This window comes from Clostridium beijerinckii HUN142 (assembly GCF_000621745.1).
In the GTDB taxonomy this organism is placed as follows: domain Bacteria; phylum Bacillota; class Clostridia; order Clostridiales; family Clostridiaceae; genus Clostridium; species Clostridium beijerinckii_A.
Genome location: NZ_KK211335.1, coordinates 591344 through 618337 on the forward strand (window position 1 = coordinate 591344; position 26994 = coordinate 618337).

The 26994-nt window shown below is 29.5% G+C and carries 22 protein-coding genes and 2 pseudogenes; 19 read left to right on the forward strand and 5 right to left on the reverse strand.

The genetic code is table 11. From position 1 onward, the window contains the following. Positions 1-73: 73 nt before the first annotated feature. The 8 genes from T483_RS0120795 (at position 74) to T483_RS0120830 (ending at position 11086) form a co-directional block, all read left to right on the forward strand. Positions 74-859 (forward strand): Cof-type HAD-IIB family hydrolase, encoded by a 786-nt coding sequence (locus tag T483_RS0120795; protein ID WP_026888565.1) that lies wholly within the window; start codon positions 74-76, stop codon positions 857-859. Between the two features lie 612 nt (positions 860-1471). Further along, positions 1472-1825, forward strand: coding sequence for a response regulator (locus tag T483_RS0120800; protein WP_026888566.1), 354 nt, complete (start codon positions 1472-1474; stop codon positions 1823-1825). A 24-nt stretch (positions 1826-1849) separates the two neighbouring features. After that, positions 1850-3913 carry a chemotaxis protein CheA gene (locus T483_RS0120805; RefSeq protein ID WP_026888567.1) on the forward strand — a complete coding sequence of 688 codons (2064 nt, stop codon included), beginning with the start codon at positions 1850-1852 and terminating at the stop codon, positions 3911-3913. A gap of 23 nt (positions 3914-3936) precedes the next feature. Further along, positions 3937-4440 (forward strand): chemotaxis protein CheW, encoded by a 504-nt coding sequence (locus T483_RS0120810; RefSeq protein WP_026888568.1) that lies wholly within the window; start codon positions 3937-3939, stop codon positions 4438-4440. Between the two features lie 90 nt (positions 4441-4530). Next, complete coding sequence (locus T483_RS0120815) at positions 4531-7425, forward strand: methyl-accepting chemotaxis protein (protein ID WP_026888569.1); 2895 nt, start codon at positions 4531-4533, stop codon at positions 7423-7425. A 163-nt stretch (positions 7426-7588) separates the two neighbouring features. After that, the gene (locus tag T483_RS29585) at positions 7589-9118 is read left to right on the forward strand and encodes an ATP-binding protein (RefSeq protein ID WP_035790412.1); all 1530 of its coding nucleotides are present in this window, start codon (positions 7589-7591) and stop codon (positions 9116-9118) included. Positions 9119-9152: 34 nt separating this feature from the next. Further along, a complete protein-coding gene (locus T483_RS0120825) occupies positions 9153-9554 on the forward strand; it encodes a response regulator transcription factor (protein WP_026888570.1) in 402 nt (133 codons plus the stop codon). Between the two features lie 191 nt (positions 9555-9745). Beyond that, the gene (locus tag T483_RS0120830; protein ID WP_026888571.1) at positions 9746-11086 is read left to right on the forward strand and encodes an FAD-dependent oxidoreductase; all 1341 of its coding nucleotides are present in this window, start codon (positions 9746-9748) and stop codon (positions 11084-11086) included. Positions 11087-11171: 85 nt separating this feature from the next. On the opposite strand, the gene T483_RS0120835 is transcribed toward T483_RS0120830, so the two are convergent. Then, the gene (locus tag T483_RS0120835; protein ID WP_026888572.1) at positions 11172-12689 is read right to left on the reverse strand and encodes a PLP-dependent aminotransferase family protein; all 1518 of its coding nucleotides are present in this window, start codon (positions 12687-12689) and stop codon (positions 11172-11174) included. 309 nt (positions 12690-12998) lie between these two features. Between T483_RS0120835 and T483_RS29590 the strand changes: the two are divergent. The 3 genes and pseudogenes from T483_RS29590 to T483_RS0120855 all read left to right on the forward strand — a co-directional run. After that, positions 12999-13794 (forward strand): annotated as a pseudogene (locus T483_RS29590) (methyl-accepting chemotaxis protein); the annotation flags it as partial. Between the two features lie 151 nt (positions 13795-13945). After that, the gene (locus T483_RS0120850; protein WP_026888575.1) at positions 13946-14401 is read left to right on the forward strand and encodes an Lrp/AsnC family transcriptional regulator; all 456 of its coding nucleotides are present in this window, start codon (positions 13946-13948) and stop codon (positions 14399-14401) included. Positions 14402-14465: 64 nt separating this feature from the next. Next, the gene (locus tag T483_RS0120855) at positions 14466-15275 is read left to right on the forward strand and encodes a TraX family protein (protein WP_035790414.1); all 810 of its coding nucleotides are present in this window, start codon (positions 14466-14468) and stop codon (positions 15273-15275) included. A gap of 24 nt (positions 15276-15299) precedes the next feature. Here T483_RS0120855 and T483_RS32685 read toward each other — a convergent pair. Further along, a pseudogene (locus T483_RS32685) lies at positions 15300-15838 on the reverse strand (DJ-1/PfpI family protein). 326 nt (positions 15839-16164) lie between these two features. On the opposite strand from T483_RS32685, the gene T483_RS0120875 reads away from it, so the two are divergent. From T483_RS0120875 to T483_RS0120910, 8 genes are all read left to right on the forward strand, one after another. Next, entirely contained in the window at positions 16165-16866 is a 702-nt protein-coding gene (locus T483_RS0120875) for a flavodoxin family protein (RefSeq protein WP_026888578.1), read from the forward strand. Between the two features lie 74 nt (positions 16867-16940). Beyond that, positions 16941-17567 carry a VC0807 family protein gene (locus tag T483_RS0120880; protein ID WP_026888579.1) on the forward strand — a complete coding sequence of 209 codons (627 nt, stop codon included), beginning with the start codon at positions 16941-16943 and terminating at the stop codon, positions 17565-17567. Positions 17568-17657: 90 nt separating this feature from the next. Continuing rightward, a complete protein-coding gene (locus tag T483_RS0120885; protein WP_026888580.1) occupies positions 17658-18218 on the forward strand; it encodes a PadR family transcriptional regulator in 561 nt (186 codons plus the stop codon). Between the two features lie 442 nt (positions 18219-18660). Beyond that, positions 18661-19833, forward strand: coding sequence for an NAD(P)-dependent malic enzyme (locus tag T483_RS0120890; protein WP_026888581.1), 1173 nt, complete (start codon positions 18661-18663; stop codon positions 19831-19833). A gap of 200 nt (positions 19834-20033) precedes the next feature. Beyond that, positions 20034-21008, forward strand: a complete 975-nt coding sequence (locus T483_RS0120895; RefSeq protein ID WP_012060164.1) for a 2-keto-3-deoxygluconate permease — start codon at positions 20034-20036, stop codon at positions 21006-21008. A 185-nt stretch (positions 21009-21193) separates the two neighbouring features. Beyond that, the gene (buk, locus tag T483_RS0120900; protein ID WP_012060163.1) at positions 21194-22264 is read left to right on the forward strand and encodes a butyrate kinase; all 1071 of its coding nucleotides are present in this window, start codon (positions 21194-21196) and stop codon (positions 22262-22264) included. A gap of 264 nt (positions 22265-22528) precedes the next feature. After that, on the forward strand, positions 22529-24103 hold the full coding sequence (locus T483_RS0120905; RefSeq protein WP_026888582.1) for an ATP-binding protein: 1575 nt from the start codon (positions 22529-22531) through the stop codon (positions 24101-24103). 4 nt (positions 24104-24107) lie between these two features. Next, positions 24108-24803, forward strand: a complete 696-nt coding sequence (locus tag T483_RS0120910) for a response regulator (RefSeq protein ID WP_026888583.1) — start codon at positions 24108-24110, stop codon at positions 24801-24803. Between the two features lie 95 nt (positions 24804-24898). Here the strand turns inward: T483_RS0120910 and T483_RS0120915 are convergent, their stop codons facing one another. The 3 genes from T483_RS0120915 to T483_RS0120925 all read right to left on the reverse strand — a co-directional run bounded on the left by T483_RS0120915 (position 24899) and on the right by T483_RS0120925 (position 26806). Next, positions 24899-25666, reverse strand: coding sequence for a 3'-5' exonuclease (locus tag T483_RS0120915; RefSeq protein WP_026888584.1), 768 nt, complete (start codon positions 25664-25666; stop codon positions 24899-24901). 141 nt (positions 25667-25807) lie between these two features. Beyond that, the gene (locus tag T483_RS0120920) at positions 25808-26386 is read right to left on the reverse strand and encodes an ATP-dependent Clp protease proteolytic subunit (RefSeq protein WP_026888585.1); all 579 of its coding nucleotides are present in this window, start codon (positions 26384-26386) and stop codon (positions 25808-25810) included. Between the two features lie 36 nt (positions 26387-26422). Continuing rightward, entirely contained in the window at positions 26423-26806 is a 384-nt protein-coding gene (locus T483_RS0120925; RefSeq protein WP_026888586.1) for a helix-turn-helix transcriptional regulator, read from the reverse strand. Positions 26807-26994: the final 188 nt, after the last annotated feature.

A 26994-nucleotide genomic window follows, 5' to 3' on the forward strand; every position in this document is an offset into this window, starting at 1 on the left:
TATTACCTTTTACTTCTTTTGTTATTAATGTATGATATAGTTGTGAATGTAATTGTTTTTTTAGGAGGTAAGAATGGAAAAGAAGGCAGTTTTTTTTGATATAGATGGGACAATATATAATCGCGAAGTTGGTGTGCCAAAGAGTGCAATAGAAGGTATTAGGCAACTAAAGGAGAATGGTCATCTTGCCTTTATATCAACTGGAAGGGCAAGAGCAATGATTTCACAAGATCTAATTGATATTGGGTTTGATGGAATACTCGCATCTTGTGGTTGTTATGTAGAATATGATGGAAACGTAGTTTATAACATAGATTTGGAAAAGCAAATAGCTGACAATGCAATAAGTGTGTTAAAAAATAATAAAGTATTTTGCATTCTAGAAGGACAGGATTATTTATATATGGATGAAGAGGAATTTATCGATGATAAGAGATCTTCAATAATGATGTTTAAAAATAAATATAGGGAAAAAATAAAGCCAATAACAGGAGTTGAACATAGTTTCAATAAAATAACATGTAGAACATATCAGGATAGTAATTTTAAAGAAGCATATTCAATTATAGAAAAGGATTTTGACTGCATATGTCATAGTTCAGAATTTATTGAATTAGTACCAAAAGGATTTTCTAAGGTAAAGGGAATAGAAGCGATTATAAAGCGTTTAGAAATTGATATTGAAAATACATATGCATTTGGTGATAGTTTAAATGATATAGATATGTTGAAATATGTTAAATATGGAGTTGCAATGGGAAACAGTAGTCCTGAGATTCTTGATGTCGTAAAATATAAAACAGATAATATTGAAAATGATGGTATCTATAAAGGATTAAAACAGTTTAAATTAATATAGATTAATGCTTAATAATTGAGTAATATAAGATATTGAAATCGCGTCACCACCAGCGATATTAGTAATATTAATTGTTATAATTTAAATGTAAGATTAACCGAAAGTACATATTTTTTATTTTATATAAATTTATGTAGAATCAGAATATAAATAAATTCAGTTTAGAGTCATAAATGAAATATGAACAACTATCCGATTAGAGAGTGATTGGATAGTTGTTTTATTATTTATACTAGTTGATCTCATATGTTATGTTTTAATTTGTTGAAAAGTAATATTGTGTTAAATAATTATTATAAATATGAAACGCAAGTATAGTAATAATATACAAATATATTTAATTTTTAGAACAAATAGACAGAATAATACAAGCATTGACTTTTAAAGATAAATCATTTAAATTATAATTATATAGCTGTTTACATAATACAACCAATTTGTGCAAGTATTTCAGTTATAAACGTTTGCAAATAAAATGCATTTATAGCTATTTTTAATCTAATTTACAAAATTGGTTATCTACGTTTAAATAGATTGGGAAGATTATGTTAGTAATATAGAGTGAAATTTAATTTTTTTAATAAAGTTATAATAAACAGGAGGGTATTATTTATGAAAAGGATACTTGTAGTCGATGATGCTGCATTTATGAGGCTAACTTTAAAAACAATGCTTGAAAAAAATGGTTATGAGGTTGTTGGGGAAGCAGAAAATGGTCGTAAAGCTGTTGAAATGTATAAAATGCTAACCCCTGAAATTGTAACAATGGATATTACGATGCCTGATATGGATGGAATTGAGGCATTAACTGAAATAATGGAATTTGATTCCAAGGCTAAGGTAATTATGTTAAGTGCTATGGGGCAAGAAACCAAAATTAGGGAAGCTGTAATTCAAGGTGCTAAAGGTTTCGTAGTAAAACCATTTAAAGAAGATTATCTTGTTAAAGCACTAAGCAAGTTTTAGAAGTGTTTACTAAGGAGGACAAGCATGGATACTAGGGAACCGATGCTAGAAATGTTTATATTCGAAACATTTGATATGATAGAACAACTTCAGCAACTCATTATTGATAGTGAAAAGAATAAGAGACTAGAAACAGAAGCTATAAACGAAATATTTAGAATAATGCACACAATTAAAGGTTCTTCTGGGATGATGATGTTTGATAACATTTCGAATCTTTCTCACACTATAGAAGATTTATTCTATTTTATTAGAGAATCAAAGCCCGAGAAAATAGATTATTCAGATCTTACAGATTTAGTTTTAGAAGGAAGCGATTTGATAAAAGTAGAAACAGAAAAAATAAATAATGATAAAGAAGCAGATGGAGATTTTACTTTATTTATAGAAAAAGTTAAGGGGTTTTTAAAACTCCTTAAAACATGCGACGAAAATTCAGAAGATTCAGGAAATAGCGGATTTGATGAATTAGTAGGTGACAAGGGTGTAGAACCCAAATATTATTTAAGTACTGATAGGGTGAATTCAAATCTTAATCTATTTAGTGCCACACTGTTTTTTGATGAAGAATGTGATATGGAGAATATAAGATGCTTCACTGTTGTTCATCAGCTTAAAGAAGTCTCGGAAGTTTCATATTATTATCCTGAGGATATTATTGAGAATAATGATACGTGTGAAATCATAAAGAAGCAGGGATTTAAAATATTTTTCAAGACAAATCAAAGTATTGAGGATACTAAAGGACTTTTGATGGAAACTGCCTTTTTGAATAATGTTGATATAAACAAATTTTATAATGAAATTGAATTTAATGAGCAATTTAGTAAGAAGAATGAAAAACCACAAGAAGATATTATCAAGTCAATTAATAATATGGTTAATAACACAAGTGACAGTGAGAAAGTGGCCTCTAAAAACTTCTCGTATAAACAAAGTTTAATTAGCGTAGATGTAAAGAAATTAGATAAATTAATGGATTTAGTAGGAGAATTAGTTATTTCAGAAGCGATGGTAACTAAGAATCCAGAAATATCTGAATTGCAATTGGATAGCTTTAACAAAGCCGCGAGGCAGCATAGAAAAAGACTGTCTGATCTTCAAGACGTTGTTATGTCAATAAGAATGGTATCACTTGCCCCGACATTAACAAAAATGAATAGAATAGTTAGGGACATGTGTAAAAAATTGAATAAGGAAGTAGAGCTTGAAATAATAGGACAAGAGACGGAAGTAGATAAAAATATAATTGAGCATATAGGTGATCCATTAATGCATATAGTAAGAAATTCAATGGATCATGGCATAGAAACCCAAGAAGAGAGACTAGCAAATGGGAAACCTTCAATTGGAAAAATAACTATTGAGGCTAAAAATACTGGTGGAGAAGTTTGGATTATTATAAAAGATAATGGTAAAGGCCTTAATAAAGATAAGATATTAAAAAAGGCAAAAGACAATGGACTATTAAAAGTAAAGGAAAACTATTTGAGCGATAGAGAAATATATTCAATGATTTTTCTACCTGGGTTTTCAACTAAGGAAAACGTTACAGAATTTTCAGGACGTGGGGTTGGTATGGATGTGGTTACAAAGGAGATTGAAAAAATTAGGGGTATTGTAACAGTTGATAGCATACCTGGTAAAGAAACAACAATTTCTATAAAAATTCCGTTAACTCTTGCAATTATTGATGGTATGACAATAAAGGTAGGAAAATCAGTTTTTACTATTCCTGTTACTTCAATAAGGCAATCATTTATTATAAAAAAGGAAGATATTATAAGAGATATAGATAATAATGAAATGATATTAATAAGAGGAGAATGCTATTCTATACTAAAGCTTCATGAGTTCTATAATATAAAAACTAATGTAGTAAATATAGAAGATGGTATTGTAATTATGGTTGAAGATCAAGGTAAAGCAAAATGTATTTTCGCAGATGAACTTATTGGTGAGCAACAAGTTGTTATTAAGGCACTTCCAGAATATATAAAAAAGGTAAAAGCAATAAGCGGTTGTTCATTACTAGGAGATGCAACCATAAGCTTAATATTAGATATATCTGAAATTGTTAACTTATAAAATTGCGTTATGGGAGGATTAAAATGTCAGATTCACTAGATGTAATGATTGAAAATAAAGAAGATACTCAAAAGGATAAATATCTAATATTTTCGATTGGCCAAGAGTGTTATGGAATTGATATTAAATATGTAATAGAAATAATAGGAGTTGAGCCAATAACAGAGATACCGGAAGTACCTAAATATATTAGGGGTGTGATAAATTTAAGAGGAAAAATAATACCAGTAATGGATGTTAGAGTTAAATTAAAAAAAGAGGAAAAGGAATATGATGATAGGACATGTATTATAGTAGTTCAAATAGAAAATATAGATATTGGTTTAATAATAGATAAGGTTATAGAAGTAGCAAATATTGATGAAAAGAATATTTCTCCACCACCAAAGGTAAATTTGGAAAGGTGCAATTCAAATAGTTATATAAAGGGTATTGCGAAAATTCAGAACGAAGTAAGGCTTCTTATAGATTGTAATAGGCTTTTAAAAGATGATGAAATAGAAGAATTAAAGAATGGAGAAGTTTGATTCGAATTGTAAAAAAATTATAAGAGCGTGTTAAAAGTTTAAATGAAATTATGTTCAGATAAAATTTAAAGAAGATGAGGGATAGAGAATATGAAGTGGTTTTTGGATTTAAAAATAAGGGGTAAAATTTTAACGGTATTTTTAGGTATTACCATACTAATGGGGATTGTAGGATCGGTGGGAATTTTTAATTTACAAAAAATTAGTAAATTAGATAATGATCTATATGAAGATAACACAAAAGCCATTAGTTTTGCCAGCACTATACAAGTAAATTTACAAAAAAACAAGGTATTATGTAGAACTTTGTTAATTGAAAATGATACATATAAAAATAATGAAGGTAAGAATATAATACTTAAAAATGATGAAGAAATAGATAAAGCTATGGAAGCACTTAAGCTTACACTCAAAGACCAAGAACTAATTAATGAATATAATAACTTAAAAGTAAATATGGATAAATATAGGCCGCTTAGGGATAAATTTATTGATTTGGCATTGCAAAATAAGGATGCCGAGGCTGTTGGCATCATGAATGGTGATGCTGGTATATTCTCTAGTAATATTGACAATTCAGCTACAAAACTTATTGAGTTAAAAGAGGTAGAAGGTAAAGTGAAAGCCGATACTAATTCAAAAGCTGCGAGTAGTGCAATTATCATAATGCTTGTAGTAATTTCTATGGGAATAGTTATTGCCGTAGTATTTGGAATTATAATATCAGGATTAATTAGTAAGCCAATAAATAGAGTGCTAACTATTCTCGAGGAAATGAGTAAAGGTCATCTTGGTGAAAGGGTAGACATAAAAACTAACGATGAAATAGGTAAAATGGCTAAAGTTATGGATTCATTTTCTAACACATTACAGAACGATGTTATAGGTGCTATGAATAAAATAGCGAAAGGTAACATGGATATTAATATAGTTGCAAAAGATGAAAAAGATGAAATAGCGCCTGCATTAAATAAAGTGGTGGAAAATGTAAAGTCGCTAGTGACAGATGTAAATATGTTATCTAATGCAGCAATAGAAGGAAAATTTGAAACAAGAGCTAATGCAGAAAAACATGAAGGAGATTTCAAAAAAGTAATAGATGGAGTAAATGGAACTTTAGATACTGTAGTAGATAAGGCTGTTTGGTATGAGGCTATTATAGATGCAATACCGTTCCCAATTCATGTTACAGACAATGATATGAATTGGACGTATATGAATAAGTCATTTGAAAATTTAATGATTAATCAAGGTGTAATTAGAGATCGAAAATCTGGTTACGGGTTAGCATGTAATCATGCGGGAGCTAATATATGCAATACTGAAAAATGTGGTATAAAGCAACTTCATAAGGGAAAATCAGAAAGTTTCTTTGAATGGTGCGGGATGAGTAATAAGCAAGATACATCTTATTTAAAGAATAAGAATGGTGAAAATGTAGGATATGTAGAAGTTGTAACTGATTTGACACCTATTATTAGAGTAAGCGATTATACAAAGAGCGAAGTTAAAAGACTTGAAGGAAATCTAAAGATTCTAGCATGTGGAAATACTAACTTTGATTTAAAAATTAAAGAGTCAGATCAATTTACGGCTGAAGTTGGTAAGCAATTTGAAGGAATATCTAATAGCTTAAAAGATGTTAAGAGTGCTATAGATAATCTTATATTTGATGCTAAAATTCTATCAAATGCAGCTATAGAAGGCAAATTAGATATAAGAGCAGATGAAACGAAACACAGTGGAGATTTTAGACAGGTAGTAGAGGGTGTAAACCAATTAATTGGAGCTATGGTAGAGCCAATTAAGGAAGTTACGAGCGTCATGAGTGAAATATCCAAAGGAAACTTAGATGTTCCGGTAAGTGAAAATTATAAAGGTGAGTTCGGGATTTTAGCGAGGGCTGTTAATACAACTGAAGACGGATTGAAACGTGTCGTTGGAGAAATCTCTGATATAATCGGGCAAATTTCACAAGGTAATCTAAATATTGAAAATGCAAAAGAGTTCCATGGTAATTTTAATAGCATATCAGTTTCTCTAAATACAATAATAGATTCATTAAATTCAGTTCTTAGTGAAATAAATAATGTGTCAGAACAAGTCTATACAGGTGCGACTCAGGTTTCAGATGGTAGCCAGTTATTATCACAGGGAGCTACAGAGCAAGCAAGTGCTATAGAACAATTGACATCTTCAATAACTGAAATTGCAGCACAAACTAAGGAAAATGCTTTTAATGCTAATCAGGCTAAGGAACTGGCTCTTGAAGTAAAAGAAAATGCTGAACAAGGAAGTAGGCATATGAATGAAATGCTTAAATCTATGAGTGAAATAAATGAATCTTCGGCGAATATTTCAAAGATTATAAAAGTAATAGATGAAATAGCATTCCAGACGAATATACTTGCACTAAATGCAGCAGTTGAAGCTGCAAGGGCAGGACAACATGGCAAGGGGTTTGCTGTAGTTGCTGAAGAAGTTAGGAATCTAGCGGCTAGGAGCGCAAATGCAGCGAAAGAAACAACAGCACTTATTGAAGGTTCTATAAAGAAATCTGAAAATGGAACTGAAATTGCTAATAACACAGCAAAAGCTTTATACGAAATAGTTGATGGGGTGTCTAAGGCCGCGACTCTTGTATCAGAAATAGCAGCCTCTTCAGATGAACAGGCGACTGGAATATCACAAGTAAATTTAGGGATAGAGCAAGTATCACAAGTTGTTCAAACAAACTCAGCAACAGCTGAAGAAAGTGCAGCGGCTAGTGAGGAACTTTCAAGCCAATCAGAACTGCTTAAAGATTTGGTTTCTAGTTTCAAACTTAAAAATGATAGTTTGAGAGGAAGAGTAGGCAAAAATAATAAAAACTATGCATTGAAACAATCATATGATATGGGAGATAATCTGCTAAATAAAGAAGTGGCAGTTACTTCAAATAAAAAAAGAATAAAACTAAGTGATAGTGAATTTGGCAAATACTAATCTACAAAAATAAAGGTAGGAAGAGAAAATTAAAAGAAATTTTTGTTTTACTTCCTACCTTTTATATAGTATGAGATAAGATAAACAATTTATTCCTCTAAGTAAGATAGGGTGATATTAACAAGAGTTAATACATATCAAGAGAAAAGTTGGGAGGGATATAATGGGGAATGAAAGAAAAAATATGTATAAATTAGATGGATCATTGACAAGAGAAGAACTTTTTAAACTTAAGGAAGCAGCAGAGGCAGCTAATAGAGCTAAAAGTGAGTTCTTAGCAAATATGAGTCACGAAATAAGAACTCCATTGAATGGAATAATAGGCATGACAGATTTAACACTTTCAACTAATCTTACAGAAGAACAGAAAGAAAATCTGGGTATTGTGAAAAGTTGTGCTCATTCGTTGCTATCATTAATAAATAATATTTTAGATTTATCAAAAATTGAAGCAGAGAAAGTCATTATTGAGAATGTTAATTTCAATATACAAGTCCTAATTAAAAATGTTATATATACTAACCTACCAAAGGCTAACGAAAAGTATATCCAACTTCATTATACCATCGACCAGAATATTTCTCCAATTTTAGTTGGAGATGTCTATAGGCTTGAACAAGTATTAAATAACTTAATTTCAAATGCTGTAAAATTCACAGAATCGGGATTTGTGATTTTAAAAGTAAATAAGATAAGCAGTAGTGAAAGAAATTATGAAGTTAAGTTTGTAGTTGAAGATGTCGGCATTGGAATTAGCAAGGATGAAATGCAACACCTTTTTAAAAGCTTCAGTCAGGTTGATGGATCTATAACAAGAAAATATGGAGGAACAGGTCTAGGTCTTTCTATTTCCCAAAAGCTTGTAAATTTAATGGGTGGGAATATAGAAGTGGAGAGTGAGAAAGGCGTTGGAAGTAAATTTTATTTTACTATCAAATTAGAAAAGGCAATGAACGATCTTGGAGAATTAGATCATCATAAAATAGATGATGAAAATTTGAAGAGTGAAAGTATTCTTGTAGTAGAAGACGATGAGATTAATAAAATAGTGATTAAAAGAATGTTGAAAGAACTGGGGTATAGTAAGATAAAAACTGCATCAAATGGAATTGAAGCTTTAAAATTGATTGAAAATTATAGATTTGATTTAATTCTAATGGATATACAATTACCTGAACTAGATGGAAGTGAAACTGTAAGAGTAATTAGAAAAAATGAACTAAAATCGGAGGAACATATTCCTATTGTTGCAATGACTGCTTGTGCTTTAAAGGGAGACAGGGAAAGATTTTTATCTCAAGGTATGGATGACTATATATCAAAACCAATAGATATAAATAAGCTTAAGAAAGTTTTAGAAAGAATTTGGGAGAGTATTTACTTAGAGGAAAAAAGTACTATCCAGCTATTCCTAAGAAAAAATACATATAATAATAATTTAATTAAAATTGATAAAGAGATTAAAGAAAAGTTGTTAGAATGGTTAGATAACATAAAGCTATATCTAATTGAAGAAAAAATAGCAGAAAGTTACATTAAGATTGAAAATATAGCTCATAAAATAAAGCAATATTGTGAAGAAAATGGTTTGAACAATATGAAAATTTTAGCATTTAAAATTGAACTTGCAGCAAGAAAGAAAGATGAATTTGGAATTAAAAGTAACTATGAGAAAATTATAAGTATTTTATAAATTTTATATCATAGGTGTATAAGGGGGAGTAATAGTGAAAATTTTGATAGTGGAAGATGATCTTTCAAGTAGGAAACTTTTATTTAAATTTATGTCTAAGTATGGTGAATGCGATATTACACTTGATGGAATGGAAGGACTAGATGCTTACTTAATTGCATTGGATGAAGGGGAACCTTATGATTTGGTATGCTTAGATATAATGATGCCAAAAGTAGACGGAGTGAAAGTTCTAAAGACTATTCGAGAAATAGAAAAACAAAAGAATATTGATAATAATAGAAGAGTTAAAGTAATAATGACAACAGCTTTAAATGATGCAGATTTAGTCAAAAGCATTTTTAATAGTGGATGCGAAGTATATGCAACAAAGCCGATCGATATAAAAAAATTGGATATTGTAATGGAGAAATTGAATTTTAAAAAGATAGAGTAAGGATTTTAAGTATATTATTCAATGGGTAGTATAAAATATATCATAAACAGCTAATTAATAAGATATTGAAGAATAATTGTATTTTGAGAAGAAAAATTCTTTATTTTTTTTGCAGAAAGATATATAATGTTATTAGTTAATAATTATTATTTATAAGTAAAAATTATCAAAAGGTTTCAGGAGGATATGATATGAAGGTTATTGTAATTGGATGCACACATGCAGGAACAGCTGCTATTGTTAATTTAAAGGAATTATACCCAGATAGTGATGTCGTAGTTTATGAAAGAAACGATAATATATCATTTCTATCTTGTGGAATTGCGTTAAGTATAGGCGGAATAGTTACTGAGACAGAAAAATTATTTTATAATTCGCCAGATAATTTGAGCTCTTTAGGAGTTAAAACAAAGATGAAACACGATGTTTTAGACATCGACTTTGATAATAAAACCGTTAAAGTTAAGAATTTAGAAAACGGTGAAATATTTGAAGATAGTTATGAAAAGTTAGTTTTAACATTAGGTTCTTGGCCAATAATACCTAAGTTTGAAGGTGGAAATTTACAAAATATTTTATTATGCAAAAATTATAATCATGCAAAAGAAATTGAAGAAAGACGCAGTGATGCAAAAAATGTAGTTGTAATCGGCGGTGGATATATTGGTGTAGAACTTGCAGAAGCCTTCAAGATTCAGAATAAAAATGTTACATTAATAGATGCTGAAGATAGAATAATGTCTAAGTATTTAGATAAAGAGTTTACTGATATTGCAGAAAAGGAATTTAGAGATCATGGAATAAATTTAGTTTTAGGGGAAAAAGTTAAATTATTCAAAGGAGAAAATGATAAAGTTTCGCACGTCGTAACTGATAATAATGAATATGAAGCAGACTTAGTTATATTATGTATTGGGTTTGCACCAAGCACTGCTCTTGTAAAAGGTAAATTGGAGACACTTCAAAATGGTGCAATTATGATTGATGAATATATGCAAACAAGTAGAAAAGATGTATTCGCAGCAGGAGATTGCTGTGTTGTTAAGTTCAATCCGGCTGATGATACACGATATATACCTTTAGCAACAAATGCAGTGAGAATGGGAACTTTAATTGCTCATAATATAGTTGAACCTAAATTAAAGTATATGGGAACACAAGGTACCTCAGGAATTAAGATATATGAAAAATGCATTGCATCTACAGGATTAACTGAAGAAGTTGCAAAAAATACAACATCATTTAACGTAGGAGCAGTTTCTGTTACAGATAATTACAGACCGGAATTTATGCCTACTTATGAAGAAGCATTATTAAAGCTAGTTTATGATAAAGATAGTAGAAGAGTACTTGGAGGCCAAATAATTTCAAACTTAGATTTAACACAATTTATGAACACATTGTCAGTAGTAATTCAAAATAAAATGACTATAGAAGAACTTGCAATGACAGATTTCTTCTTCCAACCACATTTTAATAAACCTTGGAGTTTACTAAATATAGCTGCTTTGCAAGCATTAAAAAATATATAATAAAAATTATTATAATAGGTGTTAAATAAAAAAACTCATTTGCCATAATTTTGTGGTTAATGAGTTTTTCTATTTTAATTAAATACTAATTATCTAAAAGTTTTATATTTTTTCCTATTATTTCAATACCATTTTTTATATCTTCGTCACTTACTCGGCCAAATCCAATTCTAAAAGTATCATAGCCTTTTAAGCTTTTTTTGCTATAGTTAATATGTTCGTCATCATCTATTTCAGTATGAAATTTTACATTGTCATTGAAATTCTCATAAAAAATATCGCCAGGCATAAATAATACATTGTCCTTATAGCAGAGTTCTAAAAGAGTTCTTGCATTTAAGTTGTTCTTTAGCTTTATAAACACATGAAGGCCACCCTCACCCGTTACATATTCATATGGAATATATTTTTCAACCATATCTAGTACAAGATTGTATTTATCTCTATAATATTTTCGTACATTTTTAACATATCTGCTGAAGGCACCGCTTTTTAAGTAATAGCAAAATGCGCTTTGATCTAAAAAGGAAGAATGAATGTTTCTTCCACGCTTTACACTTTCTAAAGTCTCTATAAGTTTGCCATCCGCGAATATCCATCCTATTCTAAGACCGGGAAACAGTATTTTAGAGAGACTTCCTATATATATGACTCCGTTACCAGTTCCGCACAGCGAAGCTATTGGATCAATGGGAGAGCTAGAGTAGAGCAATTCTTCGTTAAAGCCATCTTCTATTATAGGAACGGAATATTTTCTAAAAAGCTTATATATTTCCTTTCTTCTTTCGGTTTTAGTTACGATTCCAGTTGGATTATTGTAAGAAGGGATCAAATATCCGAACTTGGGGCTATATTTATTTAAAGCATTTTCAAGAGATATTAGATCTAAGCCTTCTTTATCCATTTTAACTTGAATTACCTTTAGTCCATAGGCTTTCATAATTTTTAAAGCTGTATTATGAGTTGGTTCTTCACATAAAATAATATCACCATTATTTGTTAGCGAACTAATTATTATATCAAAGGCTTCGGTAAATCCATTAGTTACTAAAATATCTTTGCCTTCAGTATCAACTCTCTTATCTCTCATGTAATCTAAAAAATGATCTATTAATGGCTTATATCCTTTAGCATAACCGTAATTTAACAGATTAGCTTCCTCGTAAGTCCAAGCATCTAACAAAGATCTTTTAAAATCATCAAGATTAAAAAGATGACTCTCAGGAGAAATAGATTTGAAAGATATCATTCCCTTTTGATATGGTAATTCACTTTTTATGATATCAAATTTTTTTAAAGTATTCGCGTAATTATTAATCCTTTTTGAAAAATCTACATTATATTCATAATTTTCATTCTCGCTTTCTATGGAGATAAAAGTACCTATTCCTCTTTTTGTTGTTATTATTCCTATGCTTTCTAATTCTTCATAAGCAGAAATTACAGAATTTCTGCTTATATTTAAAAATTTACTTACTTCCCTTGTAGATGGAAGCTTACTATCTTTTTTTAATTCGCCGTTTTTAATTCCTTGTTTTATATGTCTTTCGATTTGAATATAAATAGGTTCATCTTTATTTATATTAAGATTAGAAAATATCAATGCTGAATCACCTCGCTATTTTAGATAAATATAATAATAAAATACTTAATGTCTAAATTATATTGTTAATAATAATATCTAATGATTTGTTAAAAATACATTTAAACCGTATAGAATAAATTCATCTCAATTATTTTAGATTTACCATACTATTTCTTTTGTGTCAATAAAATGATGGAATAGTTATTGGAAAACAAAAAAATATGAAGAGATTAAATAATAATATATATTAACTAATAGTATATTTACTGGTTAATGTAGATAAGTGTATAATTGTATTAAGAAATAAAGTGAGATATGGTAAATTATATAAAACAAGCTCAGAATACAGATGAGGCTGTACAAGCACTTAATGGAAATATTGAAGCTTTAAGGAATATAGTTGAAAATGAGAATGAAAATAAATCAGAACTTGAAAATGCCATGCTTAAGATTAATAATAGCTATGAAAATGTTGAAAATGCAAGTAAAAACATTTTGAAATCTTTACGGAGCTTTAATGAAGTTAAAGAGAAAGGTACACAGCTTGAAAGAAGGGCTAAAGATATAAATAATATTGTATCTATAGTATCAGGAATAGCCGAACAAACTAACTTATTAGCATTAAATGCATCCATAGAAGCTGCTAGAGAAGGAGAGAAAGGTTAATGGATTTGCTGTTGTTGCAGAATCAATAAGAAAACTTGCTGAACAGTCCAAAGAGGCAGTGCTTGATATTAACTCTAATTTGGCTCAATTTGTTAAAGAAATAGGGTTCTTAGTAGATAACATAGATGCTCAATATGATGTATTAGAAAAAGAAACCAATAACTTAGGAATTGTACGAAATATTAGTTATGAAGCTAATCAATCAGTGCAGAGTGTAGCAACTTCTATGATTGAGACGATAAGTAAGTTAAATATTGAAGCCGATTCTATATCTGATGTATATGAGAGTATAGAATCATTAGCAGCTATTGCAGAAGAAAATTCAGCGTTATCAGAAGAAGTAAGTGCTAGTGTAATAAATTATACAAATGAGATAAAAAAACTTATAGATAATATATCTGATTTTAAAGGTATTACAAAAACTTTTAGAAATGATTTAGAGAAATATAAAATCTAACTTAATGATATGTAGAATACCTACTAAAAGAAAATGGTTTACTTTTAGTAGGTATTTTCATTAAAGTTATAGTCTTATTTACATTTTAAATGACATATTATATTAATGATAAGATTATATTTGAAATAAAAAAATAGTAGGAGCGTTGCAAATGAAATTTGATGAAATAGATATAGCGATATTATCAGAGTTGCAAAAAAATAGTAGGTTATCAATAAGAGAATTATCTAAGCGCATAAATTTATCACCTCCGTCCGTTACAGAGAGAGTGAACAGACTTCAAGATAGTGGGATTATAGAAGGCTATACAATCAGAATAAATAAGAAAAAGCTAGGATTATCAATTGATTGCATAATGAAGATTACAATGAAAAACGGAGAATATAATAAATTTAAAAATTTCATTAAAAATCATGAAAGAAGTGAATGGGGATATAGGATAGCAGGGGATGGCTGTTTCTTAGTGAAATTATCTGTAAAGAATTTAGAAGAGATAGAAGAGTTTATAAATGATATATCAGAATATTCACTAACAACAACAATTATTGCATTCTCAAAAGTTGAAATAGATAATAACATAAATAAGTTTTTGGAACATATCGAATAAATAGTTATTAATAAATATACATTAACTTACATATGAAATTTTAATAATAGCTAGGAGATACAATATGTATACAGCAAATAATAATATTATTCAAAAGGGACTTGATGGATTTTCTTTGAAGATAATAGCATTAATATTAATGACAATGGATCATATGCATGAATTTTTAGCATCAAATGGAATTCCAATTTGGTTTAATTGGCTTGGAAGATTATCAGCTCCGCTTTTTTTCTTTACAATGGCAGAAGGCTTCTTCTATACAAGAAATAGAAAAACTTATGTTAAAAGACTATATTTATTTTCAATAATAATGTCGTCAGGAAAATTTATTTCATGGAAGATATCAGTTGGTGATCCATCATATTTTCCAGTGAGTAATAATATATTCGAGACGTTTTTTTTAATAGCATTGAATATACTACTAATTGAATATTTGAGAGATGAAAACAAAGACCTATACAGGAAAATTTGTATTATCTTTTTAGCGATAATGTTTGAAATAATATTACCAATAAGCACTTATTCAATATTTTCAAAAAACATAGCTGGAATTATTATATTATTTTTGCCTTGTCCATTGTTTTGCGAAGGAAGTGTTTCATTTATTGTTCTCGGAATATTATTTTTTTATTTAAGAAATGATAGAAAAAAAATGATGATTATTTATATGATTTTTTCAGTATCGTTTTTTCCATTTGCAAGTTTTTCACTTAAGAATATATTTCATAGTTATAATCAGTGGATTATGATTTTTGCTATACCTATAATGATGCTTTACAATGGAAAAAAGGGGCATGGATTAAAATATTTATTTTATATTTATTATCCAGTTCATATTTTTATATTCTTTTATATATCAGGAATTATAAATTGATTTTTGTTTTATTTTCAAGTCTCATTAATTAGTTAACGTAATTGCAGATTTCTTAGAGGTTAATAACTCTAGAAGTTTAAAAGCAACATCAAATGAAATAGAAGGATTATAAGAAGTTATTATATTGTTATCTATAGCCATTGGTTCACTTTCAATAATATTTGCACCTAATGCTTCCAGGTAAATTATAAGTAATGGCATTTCTTTGAGGTAATATGTCACTTTTATTTATAGAAAGTGTACTTCGACACATATTGATGCTATTATATCAAATTCTCCAATCAAATTTAAGAAATCTTCATTATAAGCGTCATTATAAAATCCAGCTTCTTCAAAATCATCAGGTATTGCAAGAACATCAAAATCGCAAATATTGACTTCATTAATATTTATTTTAGGGATAACTGTAAAATTCCACATACAAGGTATTTTACGGTTATCCCTATTGTTATTAGGTCAGCGGTCTTATCTTCTTCAAGTTTATTTCAATCAATAACATCTGTAAAAATACTAGCCTCAATATCCTCAAATCCAATAGCAAGAAGTAATAAAACTTTTTTCATAATTAACATCCCCCTTTTGTTTACTGGGAAACTTTAAAGTAAACAATTCTTAAAAATTATGTTTGTTTCCTTTATTTTTTCTTTTTTGGATAGTAAGGATTGAAGGTGATTTTATGGATATGTATATATTATCAGGAGTAATATGGAAAAAAAGTATTGACTTTATATATCAGAGTGATATAATTCGAGTATAGTATATCAGAGTGATATATATCAATAAGGAATGCGTAAAGTTAATAAGAGTTATATATTATAGAATATTTATAATATAAGAAATTAATAGTTTAAAAATAGGTATAAAGGTATGATTAAAGGGAGGGTTTATAATGAAAATATTAGCTGTAAATGGTAGTCCAAGAGGGCAGTTTGGGAATACAGAGGTTTTGCTAAAGCATTTTCTTAGGGGCTGTCATGAGGCAGGGGCAGAAATAGAAACTATTTACCTTAAGGATAAGCATATAAAACATTGTAGCGGATGTTTTTGTTGCTGGACGAAAACACCAGGAAAGTGTATTCATAAAGATGATATGGAGGAATTACTTCCTAAAGTGAAGGAAGCTGATTTAATAGTCTATGCTACACCATTATATTATTATACGGTTACTGGAATAATGAAGGATTTTATGGATCGTATGCTTCCACTAAATAGCAAAGAGATAGTTAAGGATGGAGATAGATATTCTCACCCTAGACGTTATAATAAGGAAGTTACTACAAAGAGTGTTTTGATTTCAAACTGTGGATTTCCTGGAAGCTATAATTTTTCAGGTCTTATTGAAACTTTTAAGGTTATGACAAAAGGCAATTTAGTAGGTGTTATTACCTTTGGGCAAGGTGGTATATTGAATAATATCGAGAAGCACAAACCTTTAAAAGAAATATCGAAATCTTTTATATTAGCACTCAGAGATGCTGGAGAGGAAGTCGTAAAATTAGGATATATAACAAATGAAACTCAGGCTATAATTGATAAGGAGATAATTGATCCTGACATTTATATCAAAAATGCTAATGAGAGTTGGAGATAAAAAGTAAGAATATAAAAATAATTGAGATATTGTAACCTATAATAGAGGTAGATATAAATTGGAGGAGATTAATAATGGAAAAATCAATAAATAATTCAAGTAAACAAAATTCAATAGTAAAAAATATACTTAATAAGGATTTTATAATAAGCGCAATTGTTCCTATAATAATTTTTTCGAGTTTTGATAAATTTGGAATGACATTAAAAGGAATAATCTTATCTGGGGCTTGGAGCATTGGTGTAGTCATTTTAAATTTTGTAAAAGAACGTAAACTTAATGCTCTTGCAGTAATGGGAGCAGCTTTTTCAGGAATTGGTGTAGTAGGAACTATTATTTCAAATGATCCTTCATTTTATTTAATAGCACCAATAATTCAAGATATTTTACTTGCAATAATTTTTCTTGGATCTTTGTTTTTTAGAAGATCATTGATTCAAATAATAGTAGAGCAAAGTTACTTGAGAAACGCATCAGAGGATTTTAAGAAGCAACAAAAGTATACAGCAGCTTGGAGAATAATTACTGTTTCTTGGGGGATTTTGAATATTAGTCAAGCAATTGTAAGAACTATATTATTATTTACCGTATCAATGAGTTCATACTATGCAATAAGCACTATTTATTGCAACGTTTCAACTCCTGCACTTATAGCATTTTCTATATTATTCCCAAGATGGTATTGGAAGAAGGTAAGATAATTAAAATTAAATGTTGATTTTAGATATGAGATTAGTATAGTTTTGAAGTTATATTGTACTGTAGAAGCAAAAATATTAGAGGTGAATCAAATGGCAAAAGTAAATAAAACCAAATATGCTCTTTTAGGAATATTAAATCATACGTCTGGCTCAGGGTACGATATTAAGAAGGTGTGTGACTCTTCAATCGGGCATTTCTGGAATGAAAATTTTGGGCATATATATCCTGTACTTCAAAGAATGGAGGATGAAGGATTAATAACAAAAGAAGTGCAACAAAATGAAGGAAGACCAGCTAAAAATATATTTTCAATTACTGAAAAGGGGAAAGAAGAACTAGATAAGTGGTTATTGCTCCCAATTGAAAGAGAGCCAATTAGATCTGAGCTATTACTAAAAATATTCCTATCTAGGGATGTACCAGTAAAGAAAATTATAGAAAGAATAAGAGAAATTAAAAGTGATTCAGAAAAAGATTTGATTAAATATTCAGAAATAGATGGAATTCTCAGATCAGGTGAAGTTAAAGTAGATAAAAAAAGCTTAGTCTTATGGCTTACAACCATTAATTATGGAAAACAAAGTGAAGAGGCAAAAATAAAATGGTGCGATGAGACTATAAAATCATTAGAAGAAATAGAAGATTTGTAATATTAGAAATGCAAGTAAGGAAAAATAGAATGTCTGAGGAGAATACGAGAAGAAAGATATTAATAAAAAAAGAAAGTATCAACTGTAAGAGTTCATACTTTCTTTTTTTGTTAAATGTATATTATGATAGCAAATAGTTTTTATACGAAGTATATCAATATTCTAAAATAAAAAACTTTCAATAAGAAAAGTGATCTAAGCATGAGAAGTAAAGCAATGTAAAGCAGAAGATTTTTTGGATCAAGGTAAAAATAAAATGATGACTCAAAGTAATAAATACATTGTTAAAGAAAACACAAAGTATTCTTAATTTACTAAACATAAATTAAACTTACTTAATATTTTAAATTTTCAGACAAAATGATATTATCTAGTTACACCAAACAACAACGAAATATTAAATATCAAATGTAAATGTTTAAATATAGAGGGGATGTTTTAAATGGATTATTTTGAAGAAAGTTTAAAATTACATGAAGAAAAACAAGGAAAGATTTCAATTACATCTAAGGTTAAGGTTGAAACAAGAGATGATTTAAGTCTTGCATACACACCGGGAGTTGCAGAACCATGCAGAAAAATTCATGAAGATCAGGAAAACGTCTACAAATATACATCGAAAGGAAATTTGGTAGCAGTAGTAACAGATGGAAGTGCTGTATTAGGACTAGGAGATATAGGACCAATGGCAGGAATGCCTGTAATGGAAGGAAAATCAATTTTATTTAAAGAATTTGCAGATGTTGATGCTTTCCCTATATTAGTAGATTCTAAGGATGTTGATGAAATAGTTAATACAGTTAGATTAATAGCTCCGACATTTGGTGGAATAAACTTAGAAGATATTGGAGCACCAAGATGTTTTGAAGTTGAAGAAAAACTTAAAAAATTAATCGATATTCCAGTATTTCATGATGATCAACATGGAACTGCAATAGTTGTTCTTGCTGGTGTTATAAATGCACTTAAAGTAGTAGATAAGAAGCTTGAAGATATAAAAGTAGTAGTAAATGGAGCGGGAGCTGCAGGAACTGCAATAGCTAAGCTTTTATTATCATCAGGAGTAAAAAACTTAATTGCTTGCGATAAAGTAGGTATTTTATATAGAGGCATGGAAAAAATTGATGATGCTAAAGATGCTTTAGCAGAAATAACAAACCCAGATGATATAAAAGGCAACCTTGCAGATGCTTTAATTGGTGCCGATGTATTTGTTGGAGTGTCTGCTCCAGGAATATTGAAGCCTGAAATGGTTGAAGCAATGAATAAAGATGCAATAATTTTTGCAATGGCAAATCCAACACCGGAAATTATGCCAGATGAAGCAAAAGCAGCTGGAGCAAGAGTTATAGGAACAGGACGTTCAGATTTTCCAAATCAAGTGAACAATGTTCTAGCTTTCCCGGGTATTTTTAGAGGTGCCTTAGATGTTAGAGCAAAAGAAATAAATGAGGAAATGAAGCTTGCTGCAGCATATGCCATAGCTGGATACATTAAAGATGAAGAGTTAAATGAAAATAATGTAATTCCAAGTGCTTTAGATAAAAATGTTGCTACAAAGGTAGCAGAAGCAATTGCAAATGCTGCAAGAGAAAGCGGAGTTGCGAGAAAATAGCTGAATTCGATTTGTACATGTTATTAGAAAGTAAGAAATTAGAATTACTATATTTGTGGCATGTACAAATTCTAAATAAAATACGATTATAACTAATTATATCTAACAAAATTATAAATTAGGATTGTTTAAGTAGAAGTTTATCATGAGATATATGTAAAGGTTTAAAAATAAAAAACAAGATTTTAGGAGGTATATATATGCAAATCCCAATTAAGAAAACACTTGATAAAATACCGGGTGGTATGATGCTTGTTCCACTTTTTTTAGGAGTACTAGTTAACACTTTTTGTCCGCAATTCCTTAAAATTGGTGGATATACAACAGCACTATTTAGTTCGACGGCATCATCAACAATTCTGGCTTGCTTTATGTTTTTAATTGGCTCACAAATTAATTTCAAATTAGCACCTAAAGCACTAAAAAAAGGTGCACTATTAATATCTGGAAAATTCATAGTGGGTGCTGGTATCGGTATAATTGTAGGAAAAGTTTTTGGACCAGCTGGGGTATTAGGTTTATCACCACTAGCGATTCTTTCAGCACTAACAAATTGCAACGGGGGGTTATATGCATCTCTAGCTTCACAATATGGTGATGAAACAGATGTAGGTGCTTATGCTCTATTATCTTTAAAAGATGGTCCATTTTTCACTTTGGTTGCATTAGGTGCATCAGGGCTTGCTCAAATTCCATTTATGTCACTTGTTGCAGTGTTAATTCCAATAGGAATAGGAATGATTTTAGGAAACGCCGACCCTGATATGAGAAAGTTTCTTGGAAGCAGTAAGTTGTTATTAATTCCATTCTTCTCATTCCCATTAGGTGCAGGAATGAATCTTGATACAATTGTAAAAGCTGGAGGTCCTGGTATATTATTAGGAGTGATAGCTGCCTTTACTGGAATAGGGGCATATATACTTTTAAAATTATTTAGAGAAGAACCTATAATTGGACTTGCAACAGGATCAACAGCGGGAAATGCAGTAGCCACACCAGCAGCTGTTGCAGCGGCAGACCCAACATTGGCTGCAATAGCGACAATAGCAACAGCACAAGTTGCAGCGGCATGCGTAGTATCTGCTATTGTTTGTCCATTCATTGTTTCTTATGTGTTTAAAATGCTTAGAGCAAATAAAGAAAAGAAATTGAGCAGAGAAGCAGTAGTACAATAAATAATTATTAGTATTGGGTTAAGAGCTATAGTATGAATTAATAAAATTAATTTTAATATTGAAAAATACTTGCTAAAGCTGATACCTACAGAGTATAATTTAAAAACAGGTTTTGTATCTGTGTTTATAATAATAACAATAGATGCAAATACTATAATTAAATATAACGTAGGGGAGGAAAATGTGTGAGTCATAAATTATTAATTATAAATCCAGGTTCCACATCAACTAAAATAGCAGTATATGAAGGTGAAAAGGAAATTTTTGAGGAAACACTTAGACATTCATCAGAAGAGATAGGAAAGTTTAAGTACGTAGTTGATCAACAAAGCTTTAGAACAGAAGTTATATTAAAAATACTAGAAGATAATAAAATAAATATAACTGAAATGGATGCAATAGTTGGAAGAGGTGGCCTTTTAAAGCCTATAGTTAGTGGTACCTACAGTGTAAACGATAATATGTTAAAAGATTTAAAAGAAAATGTTCAAGGAGAGCATGCATCTAATCTTGGTGCTATAATTGCTAATGAAATTGCGAGGTCTATTAATAAACCTGCTTTTATAGTAGATCCAGTAGTTGTAGATGAAATGGAAGATATAGCAAGACTTTCAGGAGTGCCAGAACTTCCAAGAAAAAGTATATTTCATGCATTAAATCAAAAGGCAGTGGCTAAGAGGTATGCGCAAGAAAATATGAAGAACTATGAAGATATAAATGTTATAGTTGCTCATATGGGAGGCGGTGTTTCGGTAGGCGCACATAAAAATGGCAGAATAATTGATGTAAATAATGCTCTTGATGGAGAAGGCGCATTTTCACCAGAAAGAAGTGGTGGCATACCATCTGGTGATTTAGCTAGAATGTGTTTTAGTGGGAAATATACTTTAGAAGAAATATTGAAGAAGATAACCGGAAAAGGCGGTTTTGTAGCATATCTTGATACAAACGATGGGAGAATAGTTAGACAACTTGCATCAGAAGGAGACATGAAGGCAAAGTTAGTTTATGAAGCCATGGGATATCAAGTAGCAAAAGATATAGGGGCAGCAGCTGCGGTTTTATGTGGAAAAGTAGATGCGATAATTTTAACTGGAGGCATTGCCTACGAAAAAATGATGGTAGACATCATAAAAGAAAAAGTGGAATTTATTGCTCCAATAACTGTTTATCCAGGTGAAGATGAAATGCTTGCTTTAGCTCAAGGTGCACTAAGAGTTTTAAACGGACAAGAAGAAGTTAAAGAATATAAATAGACTTCTATATATACTAAAGATTAGAAAGTAGTTGAAAAGATAGCATTTAGTATTACTATAATTATTGAGTATTAGTTTATTGGCTTTAATAAATTATGAATTAAGAGCGGATTCCTAGGGATACGCTCTTAACTTTTTGTGGGAAATTGCTTTGATAAATAGCAAGTAAACGTATTACTAAAGAAGTTGTACTATTTTGTAATAGGGAATTATTTATATATAATGTAAGTGAACTAAAATTTAGAATTAGATAGAGGAGATAAAATGAAGCTAAAAGGTAAAATAATATCTCTTGTAATAGCTATCCTTGTAATTTCAATTGGAAGTATAACAATACTTTCTTTTATTGAAATGAAAAAGTTATTAAGAGATCAAATAGATAAAAATATGTTGAATATAGCGGATTCATTTGCATCAACCTATGAAGTTAAAGAATATTTGAAAGGAAATAAGGCAATTCCGATTGATCTGTTAAATAGTGAGATAGAGAAGGCCCGTATAAAGACAAATGTAGAGTTTATCGTAATTATGGATATGAATGGCATAAGATATTCTCACCCAGATAAAAGTAAAATAGGAGAAAGATTTGCTGGTGGAGATGAAGATAGGGTATTAAGCACAGGAGAGCAGTATATATCAACAGGAAGTGGTACACTTGGTATTTCTGTAAGAGCATTTGCACCTATTTATGATGATAGTAATAAGCAGATAGGTGCAGTTGCTGTTGGTATGTTGTATAATAAATTTGATAACGAAGTCTATACGAAAATGTATAAATTTATTCCTATAATATTAATGGGATTAATATTGGGTATATCGGGAGCTATAGCTCTTTCTTATAATATAAAGAAGTCAATATTTGGACTTGAACCAGAAGAAATAGCCTTGGCGTTAAAGCAAAAAGAAACTGTAATTGAAAATATAAAGGAAGGTATAATAGCTTTAGATAATAATGGATGCATAACGCTATTTAACGGGCAAGCTAGTAAAGTTTTACATTTGAAAGAAAATGATATAGGGAAGCCGATTACTGATTTTACCTACGAAAGTATGGCTCTAAAAGTTTTAAACAGCGGGAAATCTATGACTAATATTGAGATAAAAGTGCGCCCTGGAGTAAACGTTATGTGTAAATACAGTATTATAAGAGGATTTAAAAAACAAATTCTTGGATTAGTTGTAACATTTGAAGATTTGAGTGAAGTTAGAAAAATGGCTGAGGAGTTAACTGGTATAAAGAAAATGGCATGGTCACTTAGAGCACAAAATCATGAATTTATGAATAAACTTCATACAATCTCAGGACTTATACAACTCGAAGAATATGATGAAGTAATTAAGTTTGTTAATGTCATAGTGGAAAGTAAAAAGAATATAACTACTATAATATCTGATAAAATAAAAAATGTATCTTTGGCAGCGTTAATACTATCTAAATATAGTAAGTGTGAAGAAGCTAGAATCAATTTGATAATAGATGATAACTCAAGAGTAATTAAATTACCACAATATATGACATCAGAAGAGTTAGGATCTGTTGTAGGAAATCTAATAGAAAATTCTATTGATGCAGTTAAAAATGATGGGGCTGGTGAAATATATATGAAAATCTTTGAGGAAGATGATCAAATGAAAATTATGGTAAAGGATAATGGCTGTGGGATACCAGAGAATATCAGAAATTCTATTTACAACATTGGAATCACAAGTAAAGAAGGGGAACGAGGATTTGGAATGTATATAGTGAAAAAGATCATTGATGAAGCTAAAGGAGCTATTAAATTTAAAGTTGATGATGGTACTGAATGGGAGATATCTATACCTATGAGGAGGAGTTGAATATATGATTAAAACTATGATTGTTGAAGATGATCCGATGGTAAGACAAATTAATTCTAAGTTTTTGAAAAAAATAGAGGGATTTTCACTGGAAAAAGCAGTTGCAAACCTTTCTGAAGCAAAAGAATTTTTGATGCAGAATCAGGTGGATTTAATTTTATTAGATATTTTTCTTCCTAATGAAAATGGCATAGATTTGCTAAAGTGGTTAAGACAAAATGAAATATTATCTGATGTTATATTAATTACTGCTGATAAGAGTGTAGAAAGAGTGAAGGATGCTTTTAGATATGGTGTTGTAGACTATTTGATAAAACCCTTTACATTTGAAAGGTTTAACGAATCTCTCAATATTTTTAAAGAAAGATTAAATAGTTTTGAAAATAATCAGACTATGGAACAAAGCGATCTGGATAAGTTTATTTTAAGTAATAAAAATAAAAAAACAAATGGTAGTGAAATAAAATCAAATCTAGAAAAGGGTTTGAATAAGTATACATATAATTCTATAGCAAATGAGCTTAATAATATTGAAGAAGAATATTTTACTACTGAGGACTTGTCAGAAAAGCTAGGTATTGCAAAAGTAACTGTAAGGAAATACCTTGATTATATGAGCAAACAAGGTGAACTAGAGAAAATTATAGAGTACGGAAAGATTGGAAGACCATTATATAAGTATAAAATAAAAGGTCTATGATGATGTTACAGTTCATGAATTCACGGATACTCTAAAAATTAGTAATAGAGTATCCTTTTTATATTGAATTAAAAAAAGTTTTCTACTAGCTGCATTTATTTCAGAAATTGTTTCGTTTTTCCCATCATGTATGCAACTTTAATCATTGATTTTTCATCTTTAGTCAGTTCTCTATTATACATTTTTTCAAATTGCTTTAATAAAGCTTCAGTATCAATTACTTCTTTGGGTTCTGTAGTTCTTTTTGCTGGTGAAGGAACGTAAGTTTCAGGCTTCATGTATTTGTTATAAATACGCTTAAAAATTTCAGAAGTATAGTAAGCATCATTAAGTGCATCATGAAATTCACCATAAATTGGTATATTTAAAATCTCAACAGCATTTCTTAAACCAATTCTAGAATTTTTGGGTGCTTTAAGGTATTTTGAAGCATACTTCTGAATGTCAATATATTTTGAAATATATGAAGTAGATAGATTATAAAATCCCAAGTTTCTGTAGAGTTCCTTAATATCGCCAACGCCCCATACACAGAGTAGTACATCATCATCTCCAATGAATTCTAAAAAAGCTTTATGAACATTAATAAAGTTTTTGCAAGAAGAAACTTTATCGTAGGTTATTTTAGTTAAATTCTCAACATATGGATGAATGGTTTTATATAGAGTTGGTTTGACTAAGGAATTGAATGTAGACACTTCTTGAAAATTGTTATCTAGTTTTATAGCACCAATTTGAATTATTTCAAAAGGAATAAGTGGTATGTTAGTATCATCATTAAATTTTGAAAAATTAATATTATTGCAATCTTCAGAGGCATTGCTTTTTTGGTTAAATTCTAAATCATATATTACATAATACATACTTTCACCTGCTTTTTGGTTAAGAATAAGAATACTATTTATATTATAGCCAATGAAGATGTGAATAATATAGGCATAATAAAAAAAGATTCAAAAATTTTTGAACCTTTTCAATATATTTATAATAGGAATTTATATTTATCAAAGAATTTTATCTATTATTCCATAAAATAAAGCCTCTTGAGCAGACATAAAATAATCTCGTTCCATATCTCTTTCGATTTCCCCTATTGGCTTTTTGGTTTTTTCGCTATATATTTTATTTATTTTATTTTTTGTCTTTAGCAGCCATTCAGTATGAATCCTAATATCTGTAGCTTGACCTTGAAAACCTCCATGTACAGATGGCTGATGGATTAGAATCTCACTATTTGGAAGAGCATATCTTTTTCCAGGTGAGCCTGCTGCAAGTAAAAACGATCCCATACTTGCAGCTAATCCTAAACATATTGTTGATACGTCAGGCTTTATATATTGCATTGTATCATATATTGCCATTCCGGCTGTAATAGAACCACCTGGGCTATTTATATAAAAGTGAATATCAGCATCTGGATTTTCTGATTCAAGAAATAGTAATTGTGAAGTAATTATACTTGCGGTAGAATCGCTTACTTGATCGCTTAGCATAATTATTCTTTCTTTTAGCAATCTAGAATAGATATCATAAGAACGTTCTCCTCGACTTGTTTGTTCAATAACCATTGGTACATAGCTCATAAAGATTCACTCCTTAAAAAATATTTTAAATGAAGTCTAAGCAGCCATAGAAAGGTAAGTTGTAGAATTCTTTCTTGAATGTATTGTTGTTAAATTTATTTTGTTTTTCCTAAATTCCTTAGGAGGGATTCCATAAAGCTTTTTGAAAGCCTTAGTAAATGATTCCTGATTACTAAATTGATATTTTAGCGCTATATCTATAATCTTATTTTCTGTAGTTAATAGTTCATTTGCAGCTTCCTCTAATCTTTTTTTACGAATATATTCAGCAACAGGTTCTCCAACCACTGAATGAAAAACCCTATGAAAGTGGTATTTGGATAAAAAGGCCTTATCTGCAAGTTCCTTTAGTTGTATTTTCTTATTTAGATTATTTTCTATATATTCAATGGAATTTTTTATACAAGCTTCATAATTCATGTAAGGCGCTCACCTCATTTAATCTTTTCCTATATTATATAGCAACATTCTATTTAAATCCTGTCTTTTTTTGCTCATTAAATATTTAGGCAATGAGCAGAGAGATTTTATCTTCATTTTTAAATTATAGTTTTCAGTTGTTATCAAAAATTTAACTAATTAATAAGCTAGATATAGTAATAATAAAA